The 19,417-nt window shown below is 71.8% G+C and carries 14 protein-coding genes; 11 read left to right on the top strand and 3 right to left on the bottom strand.

The features are described from left to right. Positions 1-87 precede the first annotated feature (87 nt). From trpC to AB0O28_RS05645, 10 genes are all read left to right on the top strand, one after another. Positions 88-912: an indole-3-glycerol phosphate synthase TrpC gene (gene trpC, locus AB0O28_RS05690; RefSeq protein ID WP_363636661.1), complete on the top strand. Its 825-nt coding sequence runs from the start codon at positions 88-90 to the stop codon at positions 910-912. A gap of 65 nt (positions 913-977) precedes the next feature. Next, positions 978-2,183, top strand: a complete 1,206-nt coding sequence (trpB, locus tag AB0O28_RS05685) for a tryptophan synthase subunit beta (protein ID WP_363637250.1) — start codon at positions 978-980, stop codon at positions 2,181-2,183. Positions 2,184-2,206: 23 nt separating this feature from the next. Then, positions 2,207-3,001 (top strand): tryptophan synthase subunit alpha, encoded by a 795-nt coding sequence (gene trpA / locus AB0O28_RS05680; RefSeq protein ID WP_363636659.1) that lies wholly within the window; start codon positions 2,207-2,209, stop codon positions 2,999-3,001. A gap of 137 nt (positions 3,002-3,138) precedes the next feature. Then, positions 3,139-3,708: a DoxX family protein gene (locus AB0O28_RS05675; RefSeq protein ID WP_363636657.1), complete on the top strand. Its 570-nt coding sequence runs from the start codon at positions 3,139-3,141 to the stop codon at positions 3,706-3,708. Between the two features lie 51 nt (positions 3,709-3,759). Beyond that, positions 3,760-4,506, top strand: coding sequence for a thioredoxin domain-containing protein (locus AB0O28_RS05670; protein ID WP_363636655.1), 747 nt, complete (start codon positions 3,760-3,762; stop codon positions 4,504-4,506). Between the two features lie 346 nt (positions 4,507-4,852). Further along, entirely contained in the window at positions 4,853-5,542 is a 690-nt protein-coding gene (locus tag AB0O28_RS05665; protein ID WP_363636653.1) for a hypothetical protein, read from the top strand. Positions 5,543-5,648: 106 nt separating this feature from the next. Further along, positions 5,649-6,632, top strand: a complete 984-nt coding sequence (locus tag AB0O28_RS05660; protein ID WP_363636651.1) for an ADP-ribosylglycohydrolase family protein — start codon at positions 5,649-5,651, stop codon at positions 6,630-6,632. Between the two features lie 73 nt (positions 6,633-6,705). Beyond that, the gene (gene lgt / locus AB0O28_RS05655) at positions 6,706-7,734 is read left to right on the top strand and encodes a prolipoprotein diacylglyceryl transferase (RefSeq protein WP_363636649.1); all 1,029 of its coding nucleotides are present in this window, start codon (positions 6,706-6,708) and stop codon (positions 7,732-7,734) included. Then, entirely contained in the window at positions 7,731-8,450 is a 720-nt protein-coding gene (locus AB0O28_RS05650; RefSeq protein WP_363636647.1) for a VIT1/CCC1 transporter family protein, read from the top strand. The genes lgt and AB0O28_RS05650 overlap by 4 nt, the downstream gene beginning before the upstream one ends. Beyond that, a complete protein-coding gene (locus AB0O28_RS05645) occupies positions 8,447-9,355 on the top strand; it encodes a hypothetical protein (RefSeq protein WP_363636645.1) in 909 nt (302 codons plus the stop codon). Before AB0O28_RS05650 ends, AB0O28_RS05645 begins: the two co-directional genes overlap by 4 nt. A 43-nt stretch (positions 9,356-9,398) precedes the next feature. On the opposite strand, the gene AB0O28_RS05640 is transcribed toward AB0O28_RS05645, so the two are convergent. From AB0O28_RS05640 to AB0O28_RS05630, 3 genes are all read right to left on the bottom strand, one after another. After that, the gene (locus AB0O28_RS05640) at positions 9,399-11,453 is read right to left on the bottom strand and encodes a hypothetical protein (RefSeq protein ID WP_363636643.1); all 2,055 of its coding nucleotides are present in this window, start codon (positions 11,451-11,453) and stop codon (positions 9,399-9,401) included. Next, the gene (locus AB0O28_RS05635; protein WP_363636641.1) at positions 11,450-12,157 is read right to left on the bottom strand and encodes an ABC transporter ATP-binding protein; all 708 of its coding nucleotides are present in this window, start codon (positions 12,155-12,157) and stop codon (positions 11,450-11,452) included. The genes AB0O28_RS05640 and AB0O28_RS05635 overlap by 4 nt, the downstream gene beginning before the upstream one ends. 978 nt (positions 12,158-13,135) lie before the next feature. After that, positions 13,136-14,716 carry a bis-aminopropyl spermidine synthase family protein gene (locus tag AB0O28_RS05630; protein ID WP_363636639.1) on the bottom strand — a complete coding sequence of 527 codons (1,581 nt, stop codon included), beginning with the start codon at positions 14,714-14,716 and terminating at the stop codon, positions 13,136-13,138. A gap of 158 nt (positions 14,717-14,874) precedes the next feature. Here AB0O28_RS05630 and gltB point away from each other — a divergent pair, with 158 nt between their 5' ends. Further along, a complete protein-coding gene (gltB, locus tag AB0O28_RS05625) occupies positions 14,875-19,401 on the top strand; it encodes a glutamate synthase large subunit (RefSeq protein ID WP_363636637.1) in 4,527 nt (1,508 codons plus the stop codon). Positions 19,402-19,417: the final 16 nt, after the last annotated feature.

The following is a 19,417-nucleotide window of genomic DNA, read 5'->3' as shown; positions in this document are numbered from 1 at the left end:
CAGAGCAGCCGACCGGAGGGGACCCTTACGCGTGAGCGAGCGGACAGGCAAATCGCGCGAGCTCCGAGCCGAAGGCGAGGAGGACGCGTGAGTGTTCTTGAGGACATCATCTCGGGTGTGCGGGAGGACCTCGAGGAGCGGCAGCGTGACATGCCGATCGAGGAGCTCAAGCGGCTCGCCGCTCGCGCGCCGGAACCCCGGGACGCCTACGCCGCGCTCGGCGGCGACCGGGTGTCGGTCATCGCGGAGGTGAAGCGGTCGAGCCCCTCGAAGGGCGCGCTCGCCGCCATCGCCGATCCCGCCGCCCTCGCGGCGGACTACGAGGAGGGCGGCGCCCACGTCATCAGCGTGCTGACGGAGCGGCGCAGGTTCGGCGGGACGCTCGCCGACCTCGCCGCCGTGCGCGCGGCCGTGGACATCCCCGTCCTGCGCAAGGACTTCATCGTCACCTCCTACCAGCTGTGGGAGGCCAGGGCGAACGGCGCGGACCTCGCCCTGCTCATCGTGGCGGCCCTCGAGCAGTCGGCACTCGTCTCGCTGATCGAGCGGGCCGAGTCGATCGGGCTCACCCCGCTCGTCGAGGTGCACACCGAGGAGGAGCTGGCCCGCGCGGCCGACGCCGGCGCGAAGATCATCGGCATCAACGCCCGCAACCTCAAGACGCTCGAGGTGGACCGCGAGGTGTTCGCCAAGCTCGCGCCCAAGGTGCCGGACGGCGTCATCAAGGTCGCCGAGTCGGGGGTGCGCGGCCCGCACGACCTGCTCGCGTACGCGCGGGCGGGAGCCGACGCCGTGCTGGTGGGCGAGAGTCTCGTCACCGGCAGGGACCCCAAGACGGCGGTCAACGACCTGGTGACCGCGGGCGCCCACCCGGCCTCGCGGCAGGACACCGGCTCCGAGAGGCACTCGTGAACGACGGCGCTGCAGAGGGAGGCCGCGTGACCCCGACGGATGGGACCATCATCACCCCCGCCGACCTGGCCGGGGGCGGTGTCCGCGGCAACGACCCGGACATCCACGGCAAGTTCGGCAGGTTCGGCGGCAGGTACGTGCCCGAGGCGCTCATCCCGGCCCTCGACGAGGTCGCCGCGGAGTACGAGAAGGCCAAGACCGACCTCGCCTTCCTGCGCGAGTTCGATCACCTTCTGCGCACGTACGCCGGCCGCCCCACGACGCTGACCGAGGTGCCGCGGTTCGCCGAGCACGCGGGCGGCGCGCGGATCCTGCTCAAGCGCGAGGATCTGACACACACGGGCGCGCACAAGATCAACAATGTGCTCGGCCAGGCGCTGCTGACCAAGCGCCTGGGCAAGCGGCGCGTCATCGCCGAGACGGGGGCGGGCCAGCACGGCGTGGCCACCGCCACCGCCGCGGCGCTGATGGGCCTGGAGTGCGTCATCTACATGGGCGCCGTCGACTGCGAGCGCCAGGCGCTCAACGTCGCCAGGATGAAGCTCCTCGGCGCGACGGTCGTGCCGGTGACCAACGGCAGCCAGACCCTCAAGGACGCCATCAACGAGGCGTTCCGCGACTGGGTCACCAACGTCGACCACACGCACTACCTGTTCGGCACGGTCGCAGGGCCGCACCCGTTCCCCGAGATCGTCCGGGACTTCGCCCGGATCATCGGGGTGGAGGCGCGCCGCCAGGTGCTGGAGCTCACCGGCCGCCTGCCCGACGCGGTCTGCGCCGCCGTCGGCGGCGGGTCGAACGCCATCGGCGTCTTCCACGCCTTCGTCGACGACCGGAACGTCCGGCTGTACGGCTACGAGGCCGGAGGCCGGGGCGCGGAGACCGGCGAACACGCGCTGACCCTGACCGAGGGCACCGTCGGCGTGCTGCACGGCGCCCGCACCTACGTCCTGCAGGACGAGGAGGGCCAGACGATCGAGTCGCACTCGATCTCGGCCGGTCTCGACTACCCGGGCGTGGGCCCCGAGCACGCGTGGCTCAAGGACACCGGCCGCGCCACCTACGAGGGCGTGACCGACAAGGAGGCCATGGAGGCCTTCGCCCTGCTCGCGCGCACCGAGGGCATCATTCCGGCCATCGAGTCCTCGCACGCGCTGGCGGGCGCGCTGCGGCTGGGCCGCGAGCTCGGTCCCGACGCCGTCATCCTGGTGAACCTGTCGGGCCGCGGTGACAAGGACATGGGCACCGCCATGAAGTACTTCAACCTCTGATTCAGCATCGACAGGACATCCCGATGACGACACTCCAAGCGGTGTTCGACAAGGCCCGCGCCGAGGACAGGGCCGCGCTGGTCGGCTACCTTCCGGCCGGCTTCCCGACCAAGGACGGCGCGGTCGCCGCGGCGACCGCGATGGTCGAGGCCGGCTGCGACGTGATCGAGATCGGCCTGCCGTACTCCGATCCGCTCATGGACGGCCCGACCATCCAGGACGCGGTGCACCGGTCGCTGATCAACGGCACCCGCATCGCCGACGTGATGCGCACCGTCGAGGGCGTGGCGAAGTCGGGTGCCGCGACGCTGGTCATGACGTACTGGAACCCGATCGACCGCTACGGCGCCGAGCGCTTCGCGCGCGACCTCGCCTCCGCGGGCGGTGTCGGGACCATCACGCCGGACCTGACGCCGGAGGAGTCCGAGCCCTGGCTCGCCGCGAGCAAGGAGGCCGGCATCGACATGGTCTTCCTCGTGGCGCCCAGCTCGCCGGACGAGCGCATCTCCCGGGTCGCCGCCTGCTGCACGGGCTTCGTGTACGCGGCCTCGCTGATGGGCGTGACCGGTGCCAGGGAGTCCGTCAGCTCGGCGGCGGAGGGCCTGGTCAAGCGGACCAGGGCGCACACGTCGCTGCCCGTCTGCGTCGGGCTCGGCGTGGGCACCGGCGCCCAGGCCGCCGAGGTCGCGGCGTACGCCGACGGCGTCATCGTCGGGTCGGCCTTCATCCGGCGCCTGCTCGACGCGCCGGACGAGAAGTCCGGTCTTGCGGCCGTACGCGAGCTCGCGTCCGAACTAGCCCAGGGTGTCCGGCGCTGAGCCACCCGGGGGTTTCCTTCCCGCACATGCGCCGCGACCAGCCGAGATAAGGCGGCTTACCATGCTCTTATCCAGCACATGGTGAGGTTGGGTCCCGGTACTGTTCAGTCGGTGTTGCCTACCGGGCGAGGAGACTCATGGTTCAGTTGGCATCCGGCGCCTCGGTGTCCGAACGGTTACAGCCTGCGAAACCCGCGCTCTCCTGGGTCACGACCGCCGCACGGGTCGTGCTCGCCGGCGTACTGATCGTCGCCGGGGCGCTCAAGATCGGAGCACCCGCGCTGTCGGTGCAGGCGGTGCGGGCCTACGAGCTCCTGCCCGGCTCCGTCGCGCAGATCGTCGGGTACGGCCTGCCGGTCCTGGAGATCATCACCGGCCTGCTGCTGCTCGTCGGCCTGTTCACGCGTGCGGCGGCGGTCGTCGCCGGGGTGCTGATGGTGGCGTTCGTCATCGGCATCGGGTCGGCCTGGGCCAGGGGGCTGCGCATCGACTGCGGCTGCTTCGGCGGCGACGGCACGCTCGCCGCGGGACAGGACCCCAACTATTTCTGGGAGCTGATGCGCGACTTCGGGCTGCTCGTCTGCGCGGCGTGGATCGTCGCCAGGCCGGCGGGCCGCTTGTCGCTCGACTCCGCGCTGGGCTTCACGGGGGAGCGGGAAACGGCGGACGAGGACGGCTCGGACGGCGGGGAGGACGACGGCGCGTGACCGCGGACGACCGCGGGACGCCGCCGTGAGAACAGCCAGGGGGGAAGTTTCGTGAGCAAGCGGACGAGTGAGGCGGCCAGGGCCCGCATCGCGGCCCAGAGGGAGGCCTTGCGCAAGCAGGAGCAGCGCAAGCGGATCACGATGATCGTCACCGCCGTGGTGATCGTCCTGATCGCGGCCGCCGTCGCCGTGTGGTCGGTGCGGCAGGGAAGCTCGGAGAAGGTCGCGGGCGGCCTCGCGCCCGTCACCGTCCAAAAAGACGGAACGGTCGTGATGGCCAAGTCCGGCGTCAGTGCGCCCGTGGTCGACGTGTACGAGGACTTCCAGTGTCCGACGTGCAAGGAGTTCGAGGCGACCAGCGGCTCCACGCTGAAGAACCTGGCCGCCGAGGGCAAGGCCAAGGTCGTGTACCACCCGATCACGATCTTCACTCAGGAGCCGACCGCGGGCAACTCGCTGCGGGCGGCCAACGCGGCCCGGTGCGTGACCGACGGGCAGCAGTGGCTGGCGTTCCACGACAAGCTCTACCAGAACCAGCCAAGCGAGACCGTGACCGGTTTCACGACCGACGAGCTGATCAAGTGGGGCAAGGCGGCCGGCGTGACCGCTCCCGACTTCGACAACTGCGTGCGGGAGCAGCGCGACGTCGCCGCGCACAAGCAGTTCTCCCAGCAGACCATGGCCGCGCAGAAGCTGGCCGGCACACCGACCGTCAAGCTCGACGGCAAGGAGCTCGAGCTCACCACCCTCTTCTCGCCGAGCTCGCTGCGCGACGCGGTGCAGAAGGCCGGGAAGTAGGAGACGCCGTCCCCCCCGGCCGTCGCCGGGAGGTTGCCGCCCGGGAAGCCGTCGCCTGGGAGGCCGTCGCTCCAGGAAGCGCCGCCGAGAGGTCGTTGCAGCGAGGCGTCGTCGCCAAGAATCGGGCAAGGGCCGCGTGGCCGTCCCGCGACCGGGTATCGGCGCGATGTCACAGGCTCCGCGCAGGGCGGGCCCCAGTGTGATCGTCGGCGCGAGCGTGGTGCGGCCGCAGGTTTTGATCGCCGGTGCGAGTGCGGTCGTGGGCGCGGTCGTGTCCCGTCCACACCAGTCCCGTCCACGGCTCGCGCTAGCGAACCGCAAGCGACGAGCTGAGCGAGGAGGCGCCGTGCCCGCCCACACCGGTGCGCAGGCCGCCGGGCGGGACGGCGTCGCCCGCGTCGTCCTGAGGCCCATGGGAAGCCCGCTGCCGCTGGGCTTCCTCGGTCTCGCCCTCGCCACGACCGCCTTCGGCGCCATGGAACTCGGCTGGGTGCCCGCCGCGCAGGGGCGTGTCGTCGCTCTGGCCGCGCTGCTGTTCACCGCGCCGCTGCAGTTCCTCGTCGCGATCCTCGGCTTCCTCGCCCGCGACTCGGTCGCCGGAGCCGCGATGGGCGTCCTGTCGGGCACGTGGGCGGTGATCGGCGGCGTCACGCTCACCTCCGCGCCCGGCACGGCGAACCCGGCGCTGGGCGTCGTCCTGCTCACGGCCGCCGCGGCGATGCTCGTCCCGGCCCTCGCGGGCCTGCCCAAGCTGGTGGCCGCCGTCGTGATGGCGTTGTCCGCCACCAGGTTCGCGATCACCGGCGTCTTCGAGATCACCGCGTCCTCGGGGTGGAGGACCGCGGCGGGCATCGCCGGTCTGGTGCTCGCCGTCGTCGCCTACTACGCCGCGCTGGCGTTCGAACTGGAGGACGCGCACGGGCGCGCGCTCCTTCCCGTCGCCCGCCGGGGCCGGGCCCGTACGGCGGTCCGGGGCGACCTGCACGACCAGACGAAGGGGCTGGCGCACGAGGCGGGCGTGCGCGAGCAGCTCTGATCCGCCCGCCCCCGGGCGGGGCCGGGACCAGGCGGCCGCCGCGCGGCCGCCTTCCCTGCCGATCTCACCGGGGTTTCGCCTCCGGGTGCGTGGTTAGCATGCCCGCATGCCGAACGACGACCGGTCTCCTCTCGACACATCCGCCGGACCCGGGGACGCCGCTAGGAGGATCCACGGGGCGATGGTCGCCTTCGCGGCGGGCGACGCGCTCGGCGTGCCCTGGGAGGGCCGTCCGCCGGAGCGCGTCGACGCGGCCGAGGTCGTCCGGCTGCCGGCGCCGGACAGGGGATGGCCGCGCGGCTCGACCTCCGACGACACCGCGCAGATGGTGCTGGCCGCCCGATGCCTGGCCGACACGGGCGGGCGGCCCTCCTCCATGGACTTCCTCACCCGTCTGGCCGACGCGGCGCCGGGGGTGCGCGGTCTCGGGCCGACGACGCTGCGCGCCCTCGCGCACTTCCACGCCACGGGGGAGCTGCCGGCGCCCTCGGCCGGCGACCTGCCCACCAACGGCGCGGCCATGCGCATCGCCCCGGTCGGCTGGGCCGTACCGCCCCACAGGACCGAGCGCCGGCGGATTCTGTGCGAGACGCTGTCGGCCGCGACGCATCGGGCGCCGGCGGCGGTGGGGGCGGCCTGCGTGATCGCGGCCATGGCGTCGTTCGCGGTGGAGGGGGCCGGTGCGGACGATCTGCTGGACGCGGCGGCGGCCGAGGCCCGCTGGGCGGGCGAGCGCTACGGGCCGATGGACGCCGTGGCGGACGCGGCCCGCGGCCGGTGGTCGCCTCCGCGCGAAGGTGTCTCCCTCGACGCCGTGGAAACGGTCGCCGCGGTGGTCCACGTGATCCGCGAGACTCCCGGCCCGGCCGCGGCCCTGCCGTACGCCGTGTCGCTCGGCGGGGACACCGACACGGTCGCGGCGCTCGCGGGCGGCGTCCTCGGCGCGCGCGACCCCGACGGGGTCACCGCGCTCGGATGGCTGAGGCTGGTGGATCTCGGTGAACACCCGGGCCTGGGAGACCTCGCCGTACGCCTGTCGGCTCTCCGCGAGACGGCCGCCGCCGGGCTCCGGGCGGAGGGCGCGGGGTGATCGGCGCAGGTCGCGCGGCGGATGCCCGCGCCTCGCTCCAGGCTCGCCCTCTCTTGCGGTAACGTCACGTTACATGCCCCTCCTCGCCTCGATTCCCAGCCCTTCGCAGGGGGTCTGGAATCTCGGACCGATCCCGATCCGCGCGTACGCGCTGTGCATCGTGCTCGGTGTCATCGTCGCCGTCTGGATCGGCGAACGCCGCTGGCGCGCCCGTGGCGGCGCCCCCGGGACGATCGTCGACCTCGCGGTCTGGGCCGTGCCGTTCGGCCTCGTCGGCGGACGTCTCTACCACGTCATCACCGACTGGCAGATCTACTTCGGTTCGGACGCGCCCAAGCGGCCGATCGACGCGCTGTTCATCTGGGAGGGCGGCCTCGGCATCTGGGGTGCCATCGCCCTCGGCGCGCTCGGCGTGTGGATCGCCTGCCGCCGGCGCGGCATCTCCTTCACCGCCGTCGCCGACACCCTCGCCCCCGGCGTGGCCGTGGCGCAGGCCATCGGCCGGTGGGGCAACTACTTCAACCAGGAACTGTTCGGCGGCCCCACCGACCTGCCGTGGGGCCTGGAGATCGAGCCGGGCCGCCCCGGCACCGTCCCCGGCGCGACCACCTACCACCCGACGTTCCTGTACGAGTCGTTGTGGGACCTCGCGCTCGCCGGTGTGCTGATCCTGGCCGCCCGCCGGTTCAGCCTGCGGCACGCCCGCGTGTTCGCGCTGTACGTCGCGGGCTACACGCTCGGCCGGTTCTGGATCGAGGGGCTGCGGGTGGACCCCGCCCACCAGATCCTCGGCATGCGGCTCAACCAGTGGACCTCGATCCTCATCTTCCTGTGCGCCCTGGCGTACCTGTGGCTGGCCCGCAACCGTACGGGCGAGGAGCCGCTGGGCGTGGAGAGCGGCGACGCCGGCCCCGGCCCCGCCGACCCCGCCCATGGGCCGGACCAGGCCGATGAGCCGGAACTCCTGCGCGAGGAGGCCCAGGAGACGACGGCGGAAGACGTGACGGCACAGGATCGACAGGAACGGGACGGCGGTTCCGGCAAGGAGACGGCGGGCGCCGCGGTCGACGGCGCGGCGGAGCCCGAGGCCGGCCGGCGATGACGAAGGCGTCGACGGGGGCGCGGGCCGAGGTCCACCACGAGCACCGCGACGTCAACGGCGGCTGGTTACGCCCCGCCGTCTTCGGTGCCATGGACGGGCTGGTCTCCAACTTCGCGCTGATCGCGGGCGTCGCCGGCGGCACCGCCGAAACCAGGATCATCGCGCTCGCCGGCATCGCCGGTCTGGCCGCCGGAGCGTTCTCCATGGCGGGCGGCGAATACGTGTCGGTCGCCAGCCAGCGGGAGCTCGCCCTGGCGGAGATCGACGTGGAGCGCCGGGAGCTGGAGCGGCACCCGGAGGCCGAGGAGGCCGAGCTCGCCCGGATGTACGAGCAGCGAGGCGTGGACCCGGAGACGGCCAGGGAGGTCGCCCGGCAGATCTCCCGCGACCCGGAGGAGGCCCTGGCCGTCCACACGCGGGCCGAGCTGGGCGTGGACCCCGACGACCTGCCCTCGCCCGTGCTGGCCGCCGTGTCGTCGTTCCTGTCGTTCAGTCTGGGCGCGCTGGTCCCGCTCCTGCCGTACCTGCTGGGCGTGCGGGGGTTGTGGGTCTCCGCCGTGGTGTCGATGGTGGCGCTGTTCGCCGCCGGCGCCGTGGTCTCCCGGGTGACGGCCCGCAGCTGGTGGTTCAGCGGCCTGCGCCAGCTCGTGGTGGGGGCCGTGGCGGCGGCGCTTACCTGGGGCCTGGGCTCGCTGATCGGAACCGGCGGTCTATGACCAGGCGCAAGCGCCGGTCGTCCGCGCCGGCCGAGGGCTGGACCGGGTCCACCCTCACCGAGCTGGGGCTGGACGACAGGCAGCAGCGGGTGTTCGTGTGGTCGGTCACCGCTGTGGGAGTGCTGGTGATCGCCCTGGTGCTGACGCTGACGGTCAACGCGATCGGCGGAGCACCGTCGCAGCCGGCGCAGGCCGCGGGCGGGGTGGTCGGGGAGGGGCTGCCCGTGTCCTTCCAGGACTGGCCCTCGCTGAAGGAACTGGCCCCGATCGCGGACAGGAAGGCCGACACCGCGCCGCTGACCGCGCAAGAGGTGTTCGGCGCGCGGACGCTCACGGCCGGGAAGGTCACGCTGCGCAGGCTCGCCGCCCGCCTGGACCAGGCGTGCGCGGGAGCCGTGTGGGGAGCCGATCTCACCGACGCCCTGGCGGAGGCCGGATGCAGCCAGGCGGTTCGCGGCCTGTACGCCACGGCGGACGGGGTGTACGTCGCGCAGTACACCGTCTTCAACCTCGCGGACGTCGCGGCGGCCGAGTCGCTGGCGAAGTCGCTGGCCTCGCTCTACCGGGGCGCCTGGGTGCAGCCGCTCGAGTCGCCTCGGGCGAAGTTCGGCGCCTACAGCGAGGCGAACGCCTATGCCCTGGGGCACTACCTCGGGGTGGCCTGGATCGGCCGGACCGACGGCGCGGAGCCAGGGGAGAAGGACGACTTCATCATGCTCGGCCTGGCCGCACGGGAGGTCGAGAAGGCGGTCTTCCGCCGCGTGGTCAAGGTCGCCGGGGTGCCGTCGGACCCCGCGCAGCCGCCGGGCCCGGCCGACACCGCGCAGCCCTCGGAGGCTCCTCCGACCGACCCCGGTGCCTCCCCGGCGATCTCCTCCACCCCCTCGCCCTCCACCGCTCTGTGAATCGGGAGCGTGCGGGGAGACCATCCGGGGCGGAGCCGTCGGTTCACCCTCGCCGTCTCCCGGGGAGGACGAGCCCTTCCGGCCGCGAGCAGCGTGCGCAGGTGCGCCGGCAGAGCCACAGGACCAGGCCGATAGCCGCCGCGCCGCCCAGCACGTAGGCCGCCGGGAAGCCGAAGGCGGCCTCTGTTTCCGTGCCGTACAGCGTGCCGAGGTAGACGACGTTGTAGGTGACGGCGACCGCGATGGAGGCCACGACGAGTCCGGCGAGCGTCATGGCCGTCAGAGCCCGGGAGATCGCCGAGCGAGTGAGCCTCTCCGGTGCCCCGATCAGGTGCAGCGCCGTGGCGAACCGGTTGTCACCCCGCAGCGCGTCGGCCGCGCCCAGGACCACCATGGGCATCGAGAAGGCGAGGCCGATCAGGAAGATCGCCGGTAGCAGCACCGCGTAGAGCTGTGCACGCTGCTGGAGGGTCTGTTCCATGCCGCGCTCGAACCGCAGTTCCGGCATGATCGCCTGGACGTCGGACATCACGTCGTCGGCGCGTGCTCGCGGGAAGACGATGTCCAGGCTCTCAATGCCGTTCCGCTGCCGGGTGACCCGCGCGTAGCGGGCCACCGGGGACGCGAGAAAACGCTGCTTGAGCGTCTCGTCTATCTGGTCGATCCCGACGCTCTGCCGGCCGTCGGCTCCGTAGGCGGTCTGCCTGACCTCGTTCACGGCGTCGAGGTTCCCGGCGTGCAGGCCGAGCAGACTGATCAGCAACATGGGAACGGCCACCAGCCGAGGGGCAAGTGCGGGGTTTCCCGCGGCGAAGCGGGCGGCCAGCCGGGTCGGGAGCCCGTGCCGAGGGCGCACGAGAGACGAGAGGGCCACGGTGATCGGCTCGATCGCGGCGATGGTCACGACGATCGCGATGGTCATGAGCGCATAGCCGACCTGCGGAGAGTACGCCCGTGCCAGCAGCCCGCCGGGATCCGGGCGTCCGAACAGGCCTTTGTAGTCCGCCAGCGGGACGGCGGCCAGCGACCAGGCCAGCACGGCGGCGGCGGGTATGAGCCGCTGGGCCTTCGGCGCCCCTCGCCGGATCTGCCCGTCCGGCCGCAGGCACCGGACCGCCGACAGCGCGGTGACACCCGCGAGCGTGATCGTCGCGACGGCGACCGCCGCGACGAGGACCGACGGCGGCAGCGCGGCGTCCTGCGGATACCAGCTCAGCTGGGTGATGCCGGCGGTGCCGAGGCCGGGCCAGGCGAGCGCGGCCGCCAGGCACCCGGCGACGCCGCCGGTCAGTCCCGCGGCCGCGCCTTCCCATGCCGCGATCCGCCCGATCAGCCCACGGGACATGCCCGCGAGGTACGCGCGCGCCCAGCGGCGGCGGTAGACCCCCGACGACATGCCGAGCGCGGCGAGGGTGAGAGCGGCGACGGGAACCAGGGTGGCGGGAACAAGCCGGATCACAACGGCTCCGGCGTCCAGGTATTGCATGGTGCCCTGGCTCCAGGACGTCTCCCAGGTCATTCCCGACCGGTCAGGAGTGATCCGGTATTCGGCCGGGCTGACTCCGAAGGTGACGTCCAGGTTGGGTTCCTGCGGTGCGTTCGATGCCCGTCCCACGTAGGCGTACAGCTCGTCGGGGTGGCCGAGCCCGGCGGGGCCGATGACGCCCGCGCGTCGTCCCGGGGCCCACGTGGCATATCGCGGCTGCGAGTCGATCAACCGGGCGGCAGCCGGAGACAGGAACACCTCACCGGGCAGCGGAGCGTGCGTGATGCCCGGCGGCGTCGCCGCTCGCGCCGGATTCCGCACGTCGTAGACGAAGACCCGGCGCCATCGTCTGGTCTCGGCGACCATGATGTCCGAGACGAAGATCTTCATTCCGGCGTCCGGTTCCGCCGCGACGCGGCCGGTGTCGTTTCGCACGGCACGGAGACGGTCCCGCGTCAGCTGTGCGTCCGCTATGCCTGGCACCGAAGCGGCGATGAGGCCGAACAGCACCGCGGCCGCCGCGCATATCACGAAGGCGGCCATCCGGCTCAGCCCGGCGCGAGGCGAACCGCGCAGCATGCGATAAGCCAGCCGGGCCGACAGCGGCGTCATAGTCTCGCTCCACCGTCCGGTGTCAGAACCTCCTCCGATGCGACGATTCGGCCGTTGGTCAGCGTCGCCACGCGATCGGCGCGTTCGGCGATCCGCAGGTCGTGGGTGGCCAGCAGGACCGCGGTGCCGTGACGCCGGGCCGCGGTGACGAGCAGGTCGGCCACGATCTCGCTGTTGGCGGCGTCCAGCGCTCCGGTCGGCTCGTCCGCGAACAACACGTCGGGGTGATGAACGAGCGCGCGGGCGATCGCCGTACGCTGCCTTTCTCCCCCGGAGATCTGCCATGGATGTCGCTTCGACAGGTGGTCGAGGCCCAGCATCCTCATGATCTGCGCTGTCCGGAGGCCGATGTCCGGCATGCCGTTCAGCTCCAGAGGCAGCTGGATGTTCTCCCGCACGGTCAGTTCGTCGATGAGATCACCGTGCTGGGCGACGAAGCCGAAGCGCCGGGCGCGCAGCGCCGTGCGGTCGGCCGGACGAAGCCGATAGAGCGATTCGGCGGTGAACAGTACCCGCCCGGAATCGGGAGGGAGCAGCCCGGCGGCACACCGCAGCAGCGTCGACTTGCCGCTTCCGCTGGGACCGACCAGAGCGACGAACTCGCCCTTCTCGAGGGTGAGATCGGCCGAGGTGAGCGTGGCCTGGTCGTCGAAGGAGATTGAGACGTCGTCCAGTCGTAAGACTGCCGATTCCTGGTTCGCCACGCGGGCTTGCCTTTCCTCATAGTCGCACAGGCGGCGCCGCCGGCTGGGAGGCCGCCTGTCTCGGTGAAGAGGCGATCAGGGAGTGTCCCGGGACACCTGCCTGGAGCGCCGCGTCGTGTCGCGGAGCGCGGCGCGCATGAAGTCCTCGGCACAGAGGCCATCACGGACGGCCGGAGCTCCGCAGGCGGTGCACGAGCCGTGGTCGACGACCAGCTCATGACCCGCTTCCATCGCGGAGGGAGGCGGAGGCGGGGGCGGATCGATCGGTGCGGATTCCATGTGACTGACTGACCACCCTTCCGCGGAGGACTACCGGGGAATCGTGCGGCTCCCCGTCGCGCCCGTGATGCTCCTCACGGTGACGGTGACCGTGCCGTTGGGGCTGAGGGTCACCTGCCGGCCGGAAATCGCGCTGGAACCACAGCCGGTGATGCTGTAGCTCGTGGGAAGGCCCGATCCCGAGAACGTCAGACCGGCGGAGCGATACTTGGTGGGGCCGGTCGTCGGGTTGCAGATGTGAAGCGATTACTTCTGGCCATTACCCGAGCCCTTCGTTGTGTCCCGGATACGACATGACGACCGAAGGGTAACGATGAGCCCGTTCCCCCCTCGCGGAGAACGGGATGCATCGGTATCCGGAATTATCCTGACACGCCCGAACGACAGGCATGCTAACATGATCGACTTCTCAGGTGTCAAGCATTTATGGGGATTAACGGATGGCCGCCGGCGGGGCGGCGGTCATCAAAAACGAACTTCTCGTTCGAGGGCTTGATTCGAGGCCTGACGTGGGCGGATGTGGCGGAGACTCCAGCGGGGAGTTTCTCTAGACAATATCTAGCCGACGTCTAGAACAAATGTAGTCCTGGCCGGGCCGTGTCGTTCCGGACTGATTCGGATAATCGGAAAGATCGTCGGCCTGCGGCGGCGAGTCCCGGCCGATCGCCTCCTCCGCCGCGCACGCGCTTCGCGGGCCGCTCATCGCTCCCCGCCGGCGTCGAGGGTGCGGAGGACGGCGGCCGGGAGAGTGGTGAGGCGGTGGAGGGGGAGCTCGAGCGGGGTGGCGTCGCCGGCCCACGGCGCGGCCTCTTCGACGGCCGCTCTGGCCTGTCGCTTGGTGAGGCCGGCCGTCTCGGTCAGCGCCTCACGCCAGGTGTTGGCGACCTTTCCGTGGGCGCTGTCCATGATCTTGCGCAGCACCCGGCCGGGGCCGCCGTCCGGGGGCGGCAGCCGTACGGCGTCGAGCACGTGGCCCTCGGCGGCCGGGCGGTGGACGAGTTCGTACACCGGGGCCAGCAGGGCGGCGAGCGCGGGCAGGTCCGCGACCGTGTCCGTTACTGGGCCCGCGGTGAGCACGCGAACGTGCCGGGCGCGCGTCGCGAGCAGCAGGCGGGGCAGCGCCGCCTCCAGCCCGGCCGGCACGGCGATCGCCACCCGTTCGGGATCGGCGGCGTACGGCTTGCTCAGCAGGGTGGCGAGCCGGGTGCGCGGCACCTTCGGCAGCAGGCCGCGCGGCCACTCCCCGGCGAGCAGGTCCGGACCGAACGCGGTCACCGCCGTCTCGTCCGGCGGAGCCGCGGGAGCGGACTCGACGGACTGGGGACCCTGGGTGTAGATGGCCGTCGCGAGACGGTCGAGCCGGGAGGCGATCGCCGGCCAGGTCTTGGTGGTCGGCCGCAGGACGTACAGGTCCGCCGCGCTGCCGATCGCCTCCGCGCCGTGATACCGATTGAAGTGCGGAAATATGGCCTCGTGCAGAAGGTTGAGGTCGAGGAGGGCCTTCTGCACCTTCAGCGCGAGCATCGGGGTGCGCTCGGATGCGCCGTACGCCACGAGGATCCGCCCCCGGTCGCGGTCGCGCAGGCCCTCGGCGGCGCGGGCGGCGAACAGCCCGATCCCCTCGGGCGTGTACGGCGGGTCGGTGACCGCGAGGTCCGCCCGGCCGCGCAGCGACGGCGGCAGGCCGAGGCGCAGGTCGGCCCAGTGGGTGCGCACCCCCAGGTCCTGGGCGTCGATGTACTCCAGGATGCGGTCGTCGATGTCGGCCACGGCGACCTCGACCTCGGGGTGGATCATCCGCACGGCCAGAGAGGTCAGGTCGTGGTCGCCGACGCACAGCAGGCGGGCGCCGGGCAGCCAGAACCGCCTCCCCAGCAGCAGGGCGCGGCGCAGCACGGTCTCCGCGGTCGCGGAGACGTGGTCGAGCGCGTGCCGTCCCCGGGGGGCCTCGGCGATCAGCGTCTCGAGGCGCCCGAGCGCCTCGGCGTGCGCGGGGACCATTTCGGCGACCGGATTCCCGAGACCGGAAATATCCGTATCAATGCCGACGTTGTAGCGGTTGACCTGATCGCTGGGAATACGGACGCGGTCGCCGCTGTGCTCGAGGGGGAGCACCCGCAGCAGCGACTCGATCGTCCGCCGCGACGTCGCGGTTTCTCGGACCAGGTCAGGCAGGGTCCACCAGCGGCCGCCGGCCAGGAGCGCGAGCGCTCCGCGCAGGCGCAGGCCGTCCACACCCGCCTCCGCCAGCAGTTCGTCGATCGCCTCATGACCACTCATGCGCAAACCATATCCACGGCGCTGACCTGCCAAGGTTCGCGAAGCGGGCCTGGGGGGCACTATTCCGGCAGCGTGTTGTAATCTCTTAAGCACTCAACCGCAGCAGGGCCAGCGTCGTCCCTCTGTTCCACGCAGACGTTGACGACGGGAGTGACTACATGCCTGCTGCCCGCCTTGGCCTTCCCGAAGGTCTCCCCGAGCCCCAGGGACTCTACGACCCCGCATTCGAGCACGATGCCTGTGGCGTGGCCATGGTCGCGGACGTGCGGGGCCGCCGCAGCTACGACATCGTCGCCAAGGCACTGACCGCGCTCCGCAACCTCGACCACCGGGGTGCCAGCGGCAGCGAGCCGGACACCGGCGACGGTGCGGGCATCCTCACCCAGATCCCCGACGCGTTCTTCCGCGCGGTCGCGAACTTCGCGCTGCCGCCCGAGGGCGCCTACGCCGCGGGCACCGCGTTCCTGCCGCAGGACGAGCAGGCCAGGCGGACCGCGATCGGCCTCATCGAGCAGATCGCCGCCGAGGAGGGCGTCACCGTCCTCGGCTGGCGCGACCTGCCGGTGGACCGCGACCTGCCCGGCGCCACCGCGCGGGCGGTCATGCCCCACTTCGCCCAGCTGTTCGTCACCTCGCCCGGCGGCGAGACCGGCGTCGACCTCGACCGGATCGTGTTCGCCTTCCGCAAGCGGGCCGAGCACGAGGCGGACGTGTACTTCTCCTCGCTGTCCTCGCGGACCATCGTCTACAAGGGCATGCTGACCTCGCTGCAGGTCGAGCCGTTCTTCTCCGACCTGTCCGACGAGCGCTACGTCAGCGCCATCGCGCTGGTCCACTCGCGCTTCTCGACCAACACCTTCCCCTCCTGGCCGCTGGCCCACCCGTACCGGTACGTCGCGCACAACGGCGAGATCAACACCGTGCGCGGCAACCGCAACTGGATGCGCGCCCGCGAGGCGATGCTCGCCAGCGGCCTCATCCCGGGCGACCTGCGGCGGCTGTTCCCGATCTGCGACCCCGACGGCTCCGACACCGCCTCGTTCGACGAGACGCTGGAGCTGCTTCACCTCGGCGGCCGGTCGCTGCCGCACGCCGTGCTGATGATGATCCCGGAGGCGTGGGAGAACCACACCGAGATGGACCCGGCCCGCCGGGCCTTCTACGAGTTCCACTCCACGCTGATGGAGGCGTGGGACGGCCCCGCGTCCATCACCTTCTCCGACGGCACGCTGGTCGGCGCGGTCCTCGACCGCAACGGCCTGCGCCCGGGCCGGTTCTGGGTCACCGACGACGGCCTGGTCGTGCTCGCCTCCGAGGCGGGCGTGCTGTCCGACATCCCGCAGGAGAAGGTGGTCCGCAAGGGCCGCCTGCAGCCGGGCCGCATGTTCCTCGTGGACACCGCGCGCGGCCGGATCATCGAGGACGACGAGATCAAGGCCGACCTCGCGGCCGCCGAGCCGTACGGCGAGTGGCTGCACGCGGGTCTGGTCCGCTTCGAGGAGCTGCCCGAGCGCGAGCACGAGCACCCCACCCACGAGGCGCTGGTCAAGCGGCAGCAGACCTTCGGCTACACCGAGGAGGAGCTGCGGGTCATCCTCACGCCGATGGCCAAGAACGGCGCCGAGCCGATCGGCTCGATGGGCACCGACACCCCGGTCGCCGTCCTGAGCGAGAAGCCGAGGCTGCTGTTCGACTACTTCAGCCAGCTGTTCGCGCAGGTCACCAACCCGCCGCTGGACGCCATCCGCGAAGAGCTCGTCACCTCGCTGCAGTCGACGATCGGCCCCGAGGGCAACCTGCTCGACCCCGGCCCGGCCTCGTGCCGCCGGCTCGTGCTGCCCTACCCGGTGATCGACAACGACGAGCTCGCGAAGATCGTTCACATCAACGACGAGGGTGCGCTGCCCGGCTTCCAGCCGTACGTCGTGTCCGGCCTGTTCGACGCGGCCGGCGGCGGCGAGGCGCTGGTGCGGCGGCTGGAGGAGATCCGCCAGGAGGTCTCCCGGGCCATCGAGGACGGCGCGCGCATCATCGTGCTGTCCGACCGCGGCTCCTCCCGCGAGCGGGCGCCGATCCCGTCGCTGCTGCTCACCGGCGCGGTGCACCACCACCTCATCCGGGAGAAGTCCCGCACCCGCGTCGGTCTCGTCCTTGAGACCGGCGAGGCCCGCGAGTGCCACCACATGGCCCTGCTCATCGGCTACGGCGCCAGCGCGATCAACCCCTACCTCGCGCTGGAGACGGCCGAGGACATGGTCGCCACCGGCCGGCTCGACATGGACCCGCGCAAGGCCGTGCGCAACCTGATCAAGGCGTACGGCAAGGGCGTGCTGAAGGTCATGTCCAAGATGGGCGTGTCGACGGTCGCCTCCTACACCGGCGCGCAGATCTTCGAGGCGCTCGGCCTCGGCGCCGAGGTCATCGACCAGTGCTTCACCGGCACCACCTCCCGCCTCGGCGGCGTCGGCTTCGACGTGCTCGCCGCGGAGGCGCTGGAGCGGCACGCGCGGGCCTACCCCCGCGCGGAGAACCCGCACCGGCGGCTGGAGGTCGGCGGCGAGTACCAGTGGCGCCGCGAGGGCGAGCCGCACCTGTTCAACCCGACCACCGTCTTCAAGCTGCAGCACTCCACCCGCACCCGCCGGTACGAGATCTTCAAGGAGTACACGTCCCTGGTGGACGGGCAGTCCGAGAAGCTCATGACGCTGCGCGGCCTGTTCAGGCTGCGCCCCGCCGGCGCGCCCGTGCCGATCGACGAGGTCGAGCCGGTCGAGTCGATCGTCAAGCGGTTCTCCACCGGCGCCATGTCGTACGGCTCGATCTCGATGGAGGCGCACGAGACGCTGGCCATCGCGATGAACCGGCTCGGCGCCAAGTCGAACACCGGTGAGGGCGGCGAGGACCCCGAGCGGCTGCACGACCCCGAGCGGCGCAGCGCGATCAAGCAGGTGGCCTCCGGTCGCTTCGGCGTGACCAGCGAGTACCTCGTCAACGCCGACGACCTGCAGATCAAGATGGCGCAGGGCGCCAAGCCCGGCGAGGGCGGCCAGCTGCCCGGCCACAAGGTGTACCCGTGGATCGCCAAGACCCGGCACTCCACGCCCGGCGTCGGCCTCATCTCGCCGCCGCCGCACCACGACATCTACTCGATCGAGGACCTGGCCCAGCTCATCCACGACCTGAAGAACTCCAACCCGCGGGCCCGCGTCCATGTGAAGCTGGTCGCCGAGGTCGGGGTCGGGACCGTGGCGGCGGGCGTCAGCAAGGCCCACGCCGACGTCGTGCTGATCTCCGGCCACGACGGCGGCACCGGCGCCTCCCCGCTGACCTCGGTCAAGCACGCGGGCGCCCCCTGGGAGCTCGGCCTGGCCGAGACCCAGCAGACGCTGCTGCTCAACGGCCTGCGCGACCGCATCGTCGTCCAGGCCGACGGCCAGCTCAAGACCGGCCGCGACGTCGTCATCGCGGCGCTGCTCGGCGCCGAGGAGTACGGCTTCGCCACCGCTCCGCTGGTGGTCTCCGGCTGCGTCATGATGCGGGTCTGCCACCTCGACACCTGCCCGGTGGGCGTGGCCACGCAGAACCCCGAGCTGCGCAAGCGGTTCAGCGGCAAGCCCGAGTTCGTGGTGAACTTCTTCGAGTTCATCGCCCAGGAGGTGCGCGAGTACCTCGCCGAGCTCGGCTACCGCTCGCTGGACGAGGTCATCGGGCGGGCCGACCTGCTCGACACCACCCGCGCGGTCGAGCACTGGAAGGCCTCCGGCCTCGACCTGTCGCCGATCCTGCACCAGCCGGAGCTGCCCGAGGGCACGCCGCGGCGCAAGGTCGTCGAGCAGGACCACGGGCTCGACAAGGCGCTGGACAACACGCTGATCCAGCTCGCCGAGGGCGCGCTGAACTTCGGCGACCCGGTCACGCTGGAACTGCCCATCCGCAACGTCAACCGCACGGTCGGCACGATGCTCGGCCACGAGGTGACCAAGCGGTACGGCGGCGCCGGCCTGCCGGACAACACGATCGACGTGTCGTTCACCGGCTCGGCGGGCAACTCGTTCGGCGCGTTCGTGCCGCGCGGCGTCACGCTGCGGCTCACCGGCGACGCCAACGACTACCTCGGCAAGGGCCTGTCGGGCGGCCGTATCGTCGTCCGGCCGCACCCCGACGCGCCGTTCGAGGCCGAGACGCAGGTCATCTCCGGCAACGTCGGCCTGTACGGCGCGACGTCCGGCGAGGTCTTCGTCCGCGGCATCGTGGGCGAGCGGTTCTGCGTCCGCAACTCGGGCGCGACCGCCGTCGTCGAGGGCGTGGGCGACCACGGCTGCGAGTACATGACCGGCGGCAAGGCCGTCGTCCTCGGGGCGACCGGCCGCAACTTCGCGGCCGGCATGTCGGGCGGCGTCGGGTACGTGCTCGACCTGCGGCCCGAGCGGGTCAACCGCGAGATGGTCGAGCTGGAGGCGCTGGACGACGAGGACGCCGAGTTCCTTCGGGACATCGTCGAAAGGCACCTGGCGGAGACCGGCTCCACGGTCGCCAAGGCGCTGCTGGAGGACTGGGACGCCGCGCTCGGCCGGTTCGTCAAGGTCATGCCGTCCGACTACAAGCGGGTCCTGCTGGCGCGGGCCGCCGCGGAGGCCGAGGGCCGGGACATCGACGAGGCCGTCATGGCCGCGGCTCACGGGTGACGCCGATGCGAATCAC

This window comes from Microbispora sp. NPDC088329 (assembly GCF_040685655.1).
Classification (GTDB): Bacteria; Actinomycetota; Actinomycetes; order Streptosporangiales; family Streptosporangiaceae; genus Microbispora.
This window is presented reverse-complemented; position numbering and strand designations above follow the sequence as displayed.

Excerpts from the sequence above, each read along its gene's own strand:
- trpA (WP_363636659.1), top strand. The coding sequence starts at position 2,207 with ATGACGACACTCCAAGCGGTGTTCGACAAGGCCCGCGCCGAGGACAGG.
- AB0O28_RS05675 (WP_363636657.1), top strand. The coding sequence starts at position 3,139 with ATGGTTCAGTTGGCATCCGGCGCCTCGGTGTCCGAACGGTTACAGCCT.
- AB0O28_RS05660 (WP_363636651.1), top strand. The coding sequence starts at position 5,649 with ATGCCGAACGACGACCGGTCTCCTCTCGACACATCCGCCGGACCCGGG.
- lgt (WP_363636649.1), top strand. The coding sequence starts at position 6,706 with ATGCCCCTCCTCGCCTCGATTCCCAGCCCTTCGCAGGGGGTCTGGAAT.
- AB0O28_RS05650 (WP_363636647.1), top strand. The coding sequence starts at position 7,731 with ATGACGAAGGCGTCGACGGGGGCGCGGGCCGAGGTCCACCACGAGCAC.
- AB0O28_RS05645 (WP_363636645.1), top strand. The coding sequence starts at position 8,447 with ATGACCAGGCGCAAGCGCCGGTCGTCCGCGCCGGCCGAGGGCTGGACC.
- AB0O28_RS05640 (WP_363636643.1), bottom strand. The coding sequence starts at position 11,453 with ATGACGCCGCTGTCGGCCCGGCTGGCTTATCGCATGCTGCGCGGTTCG.
- AB0O28_RS05630 (WP_363636639.1), bottom strand. The coding sequence starts at position 14,716 with ATGAGTGGTCATGAGGCGATCGACGAACTGCTGGCGGAGGCGGGTGTG.
- gltB (WP_363636637.1), top strand. The coding sequence starts at position 14,875 with ATGCCTGCTGCCCGCCTTGGCCTTCCCGAAGGTCTCCCCGAGCCCCAG.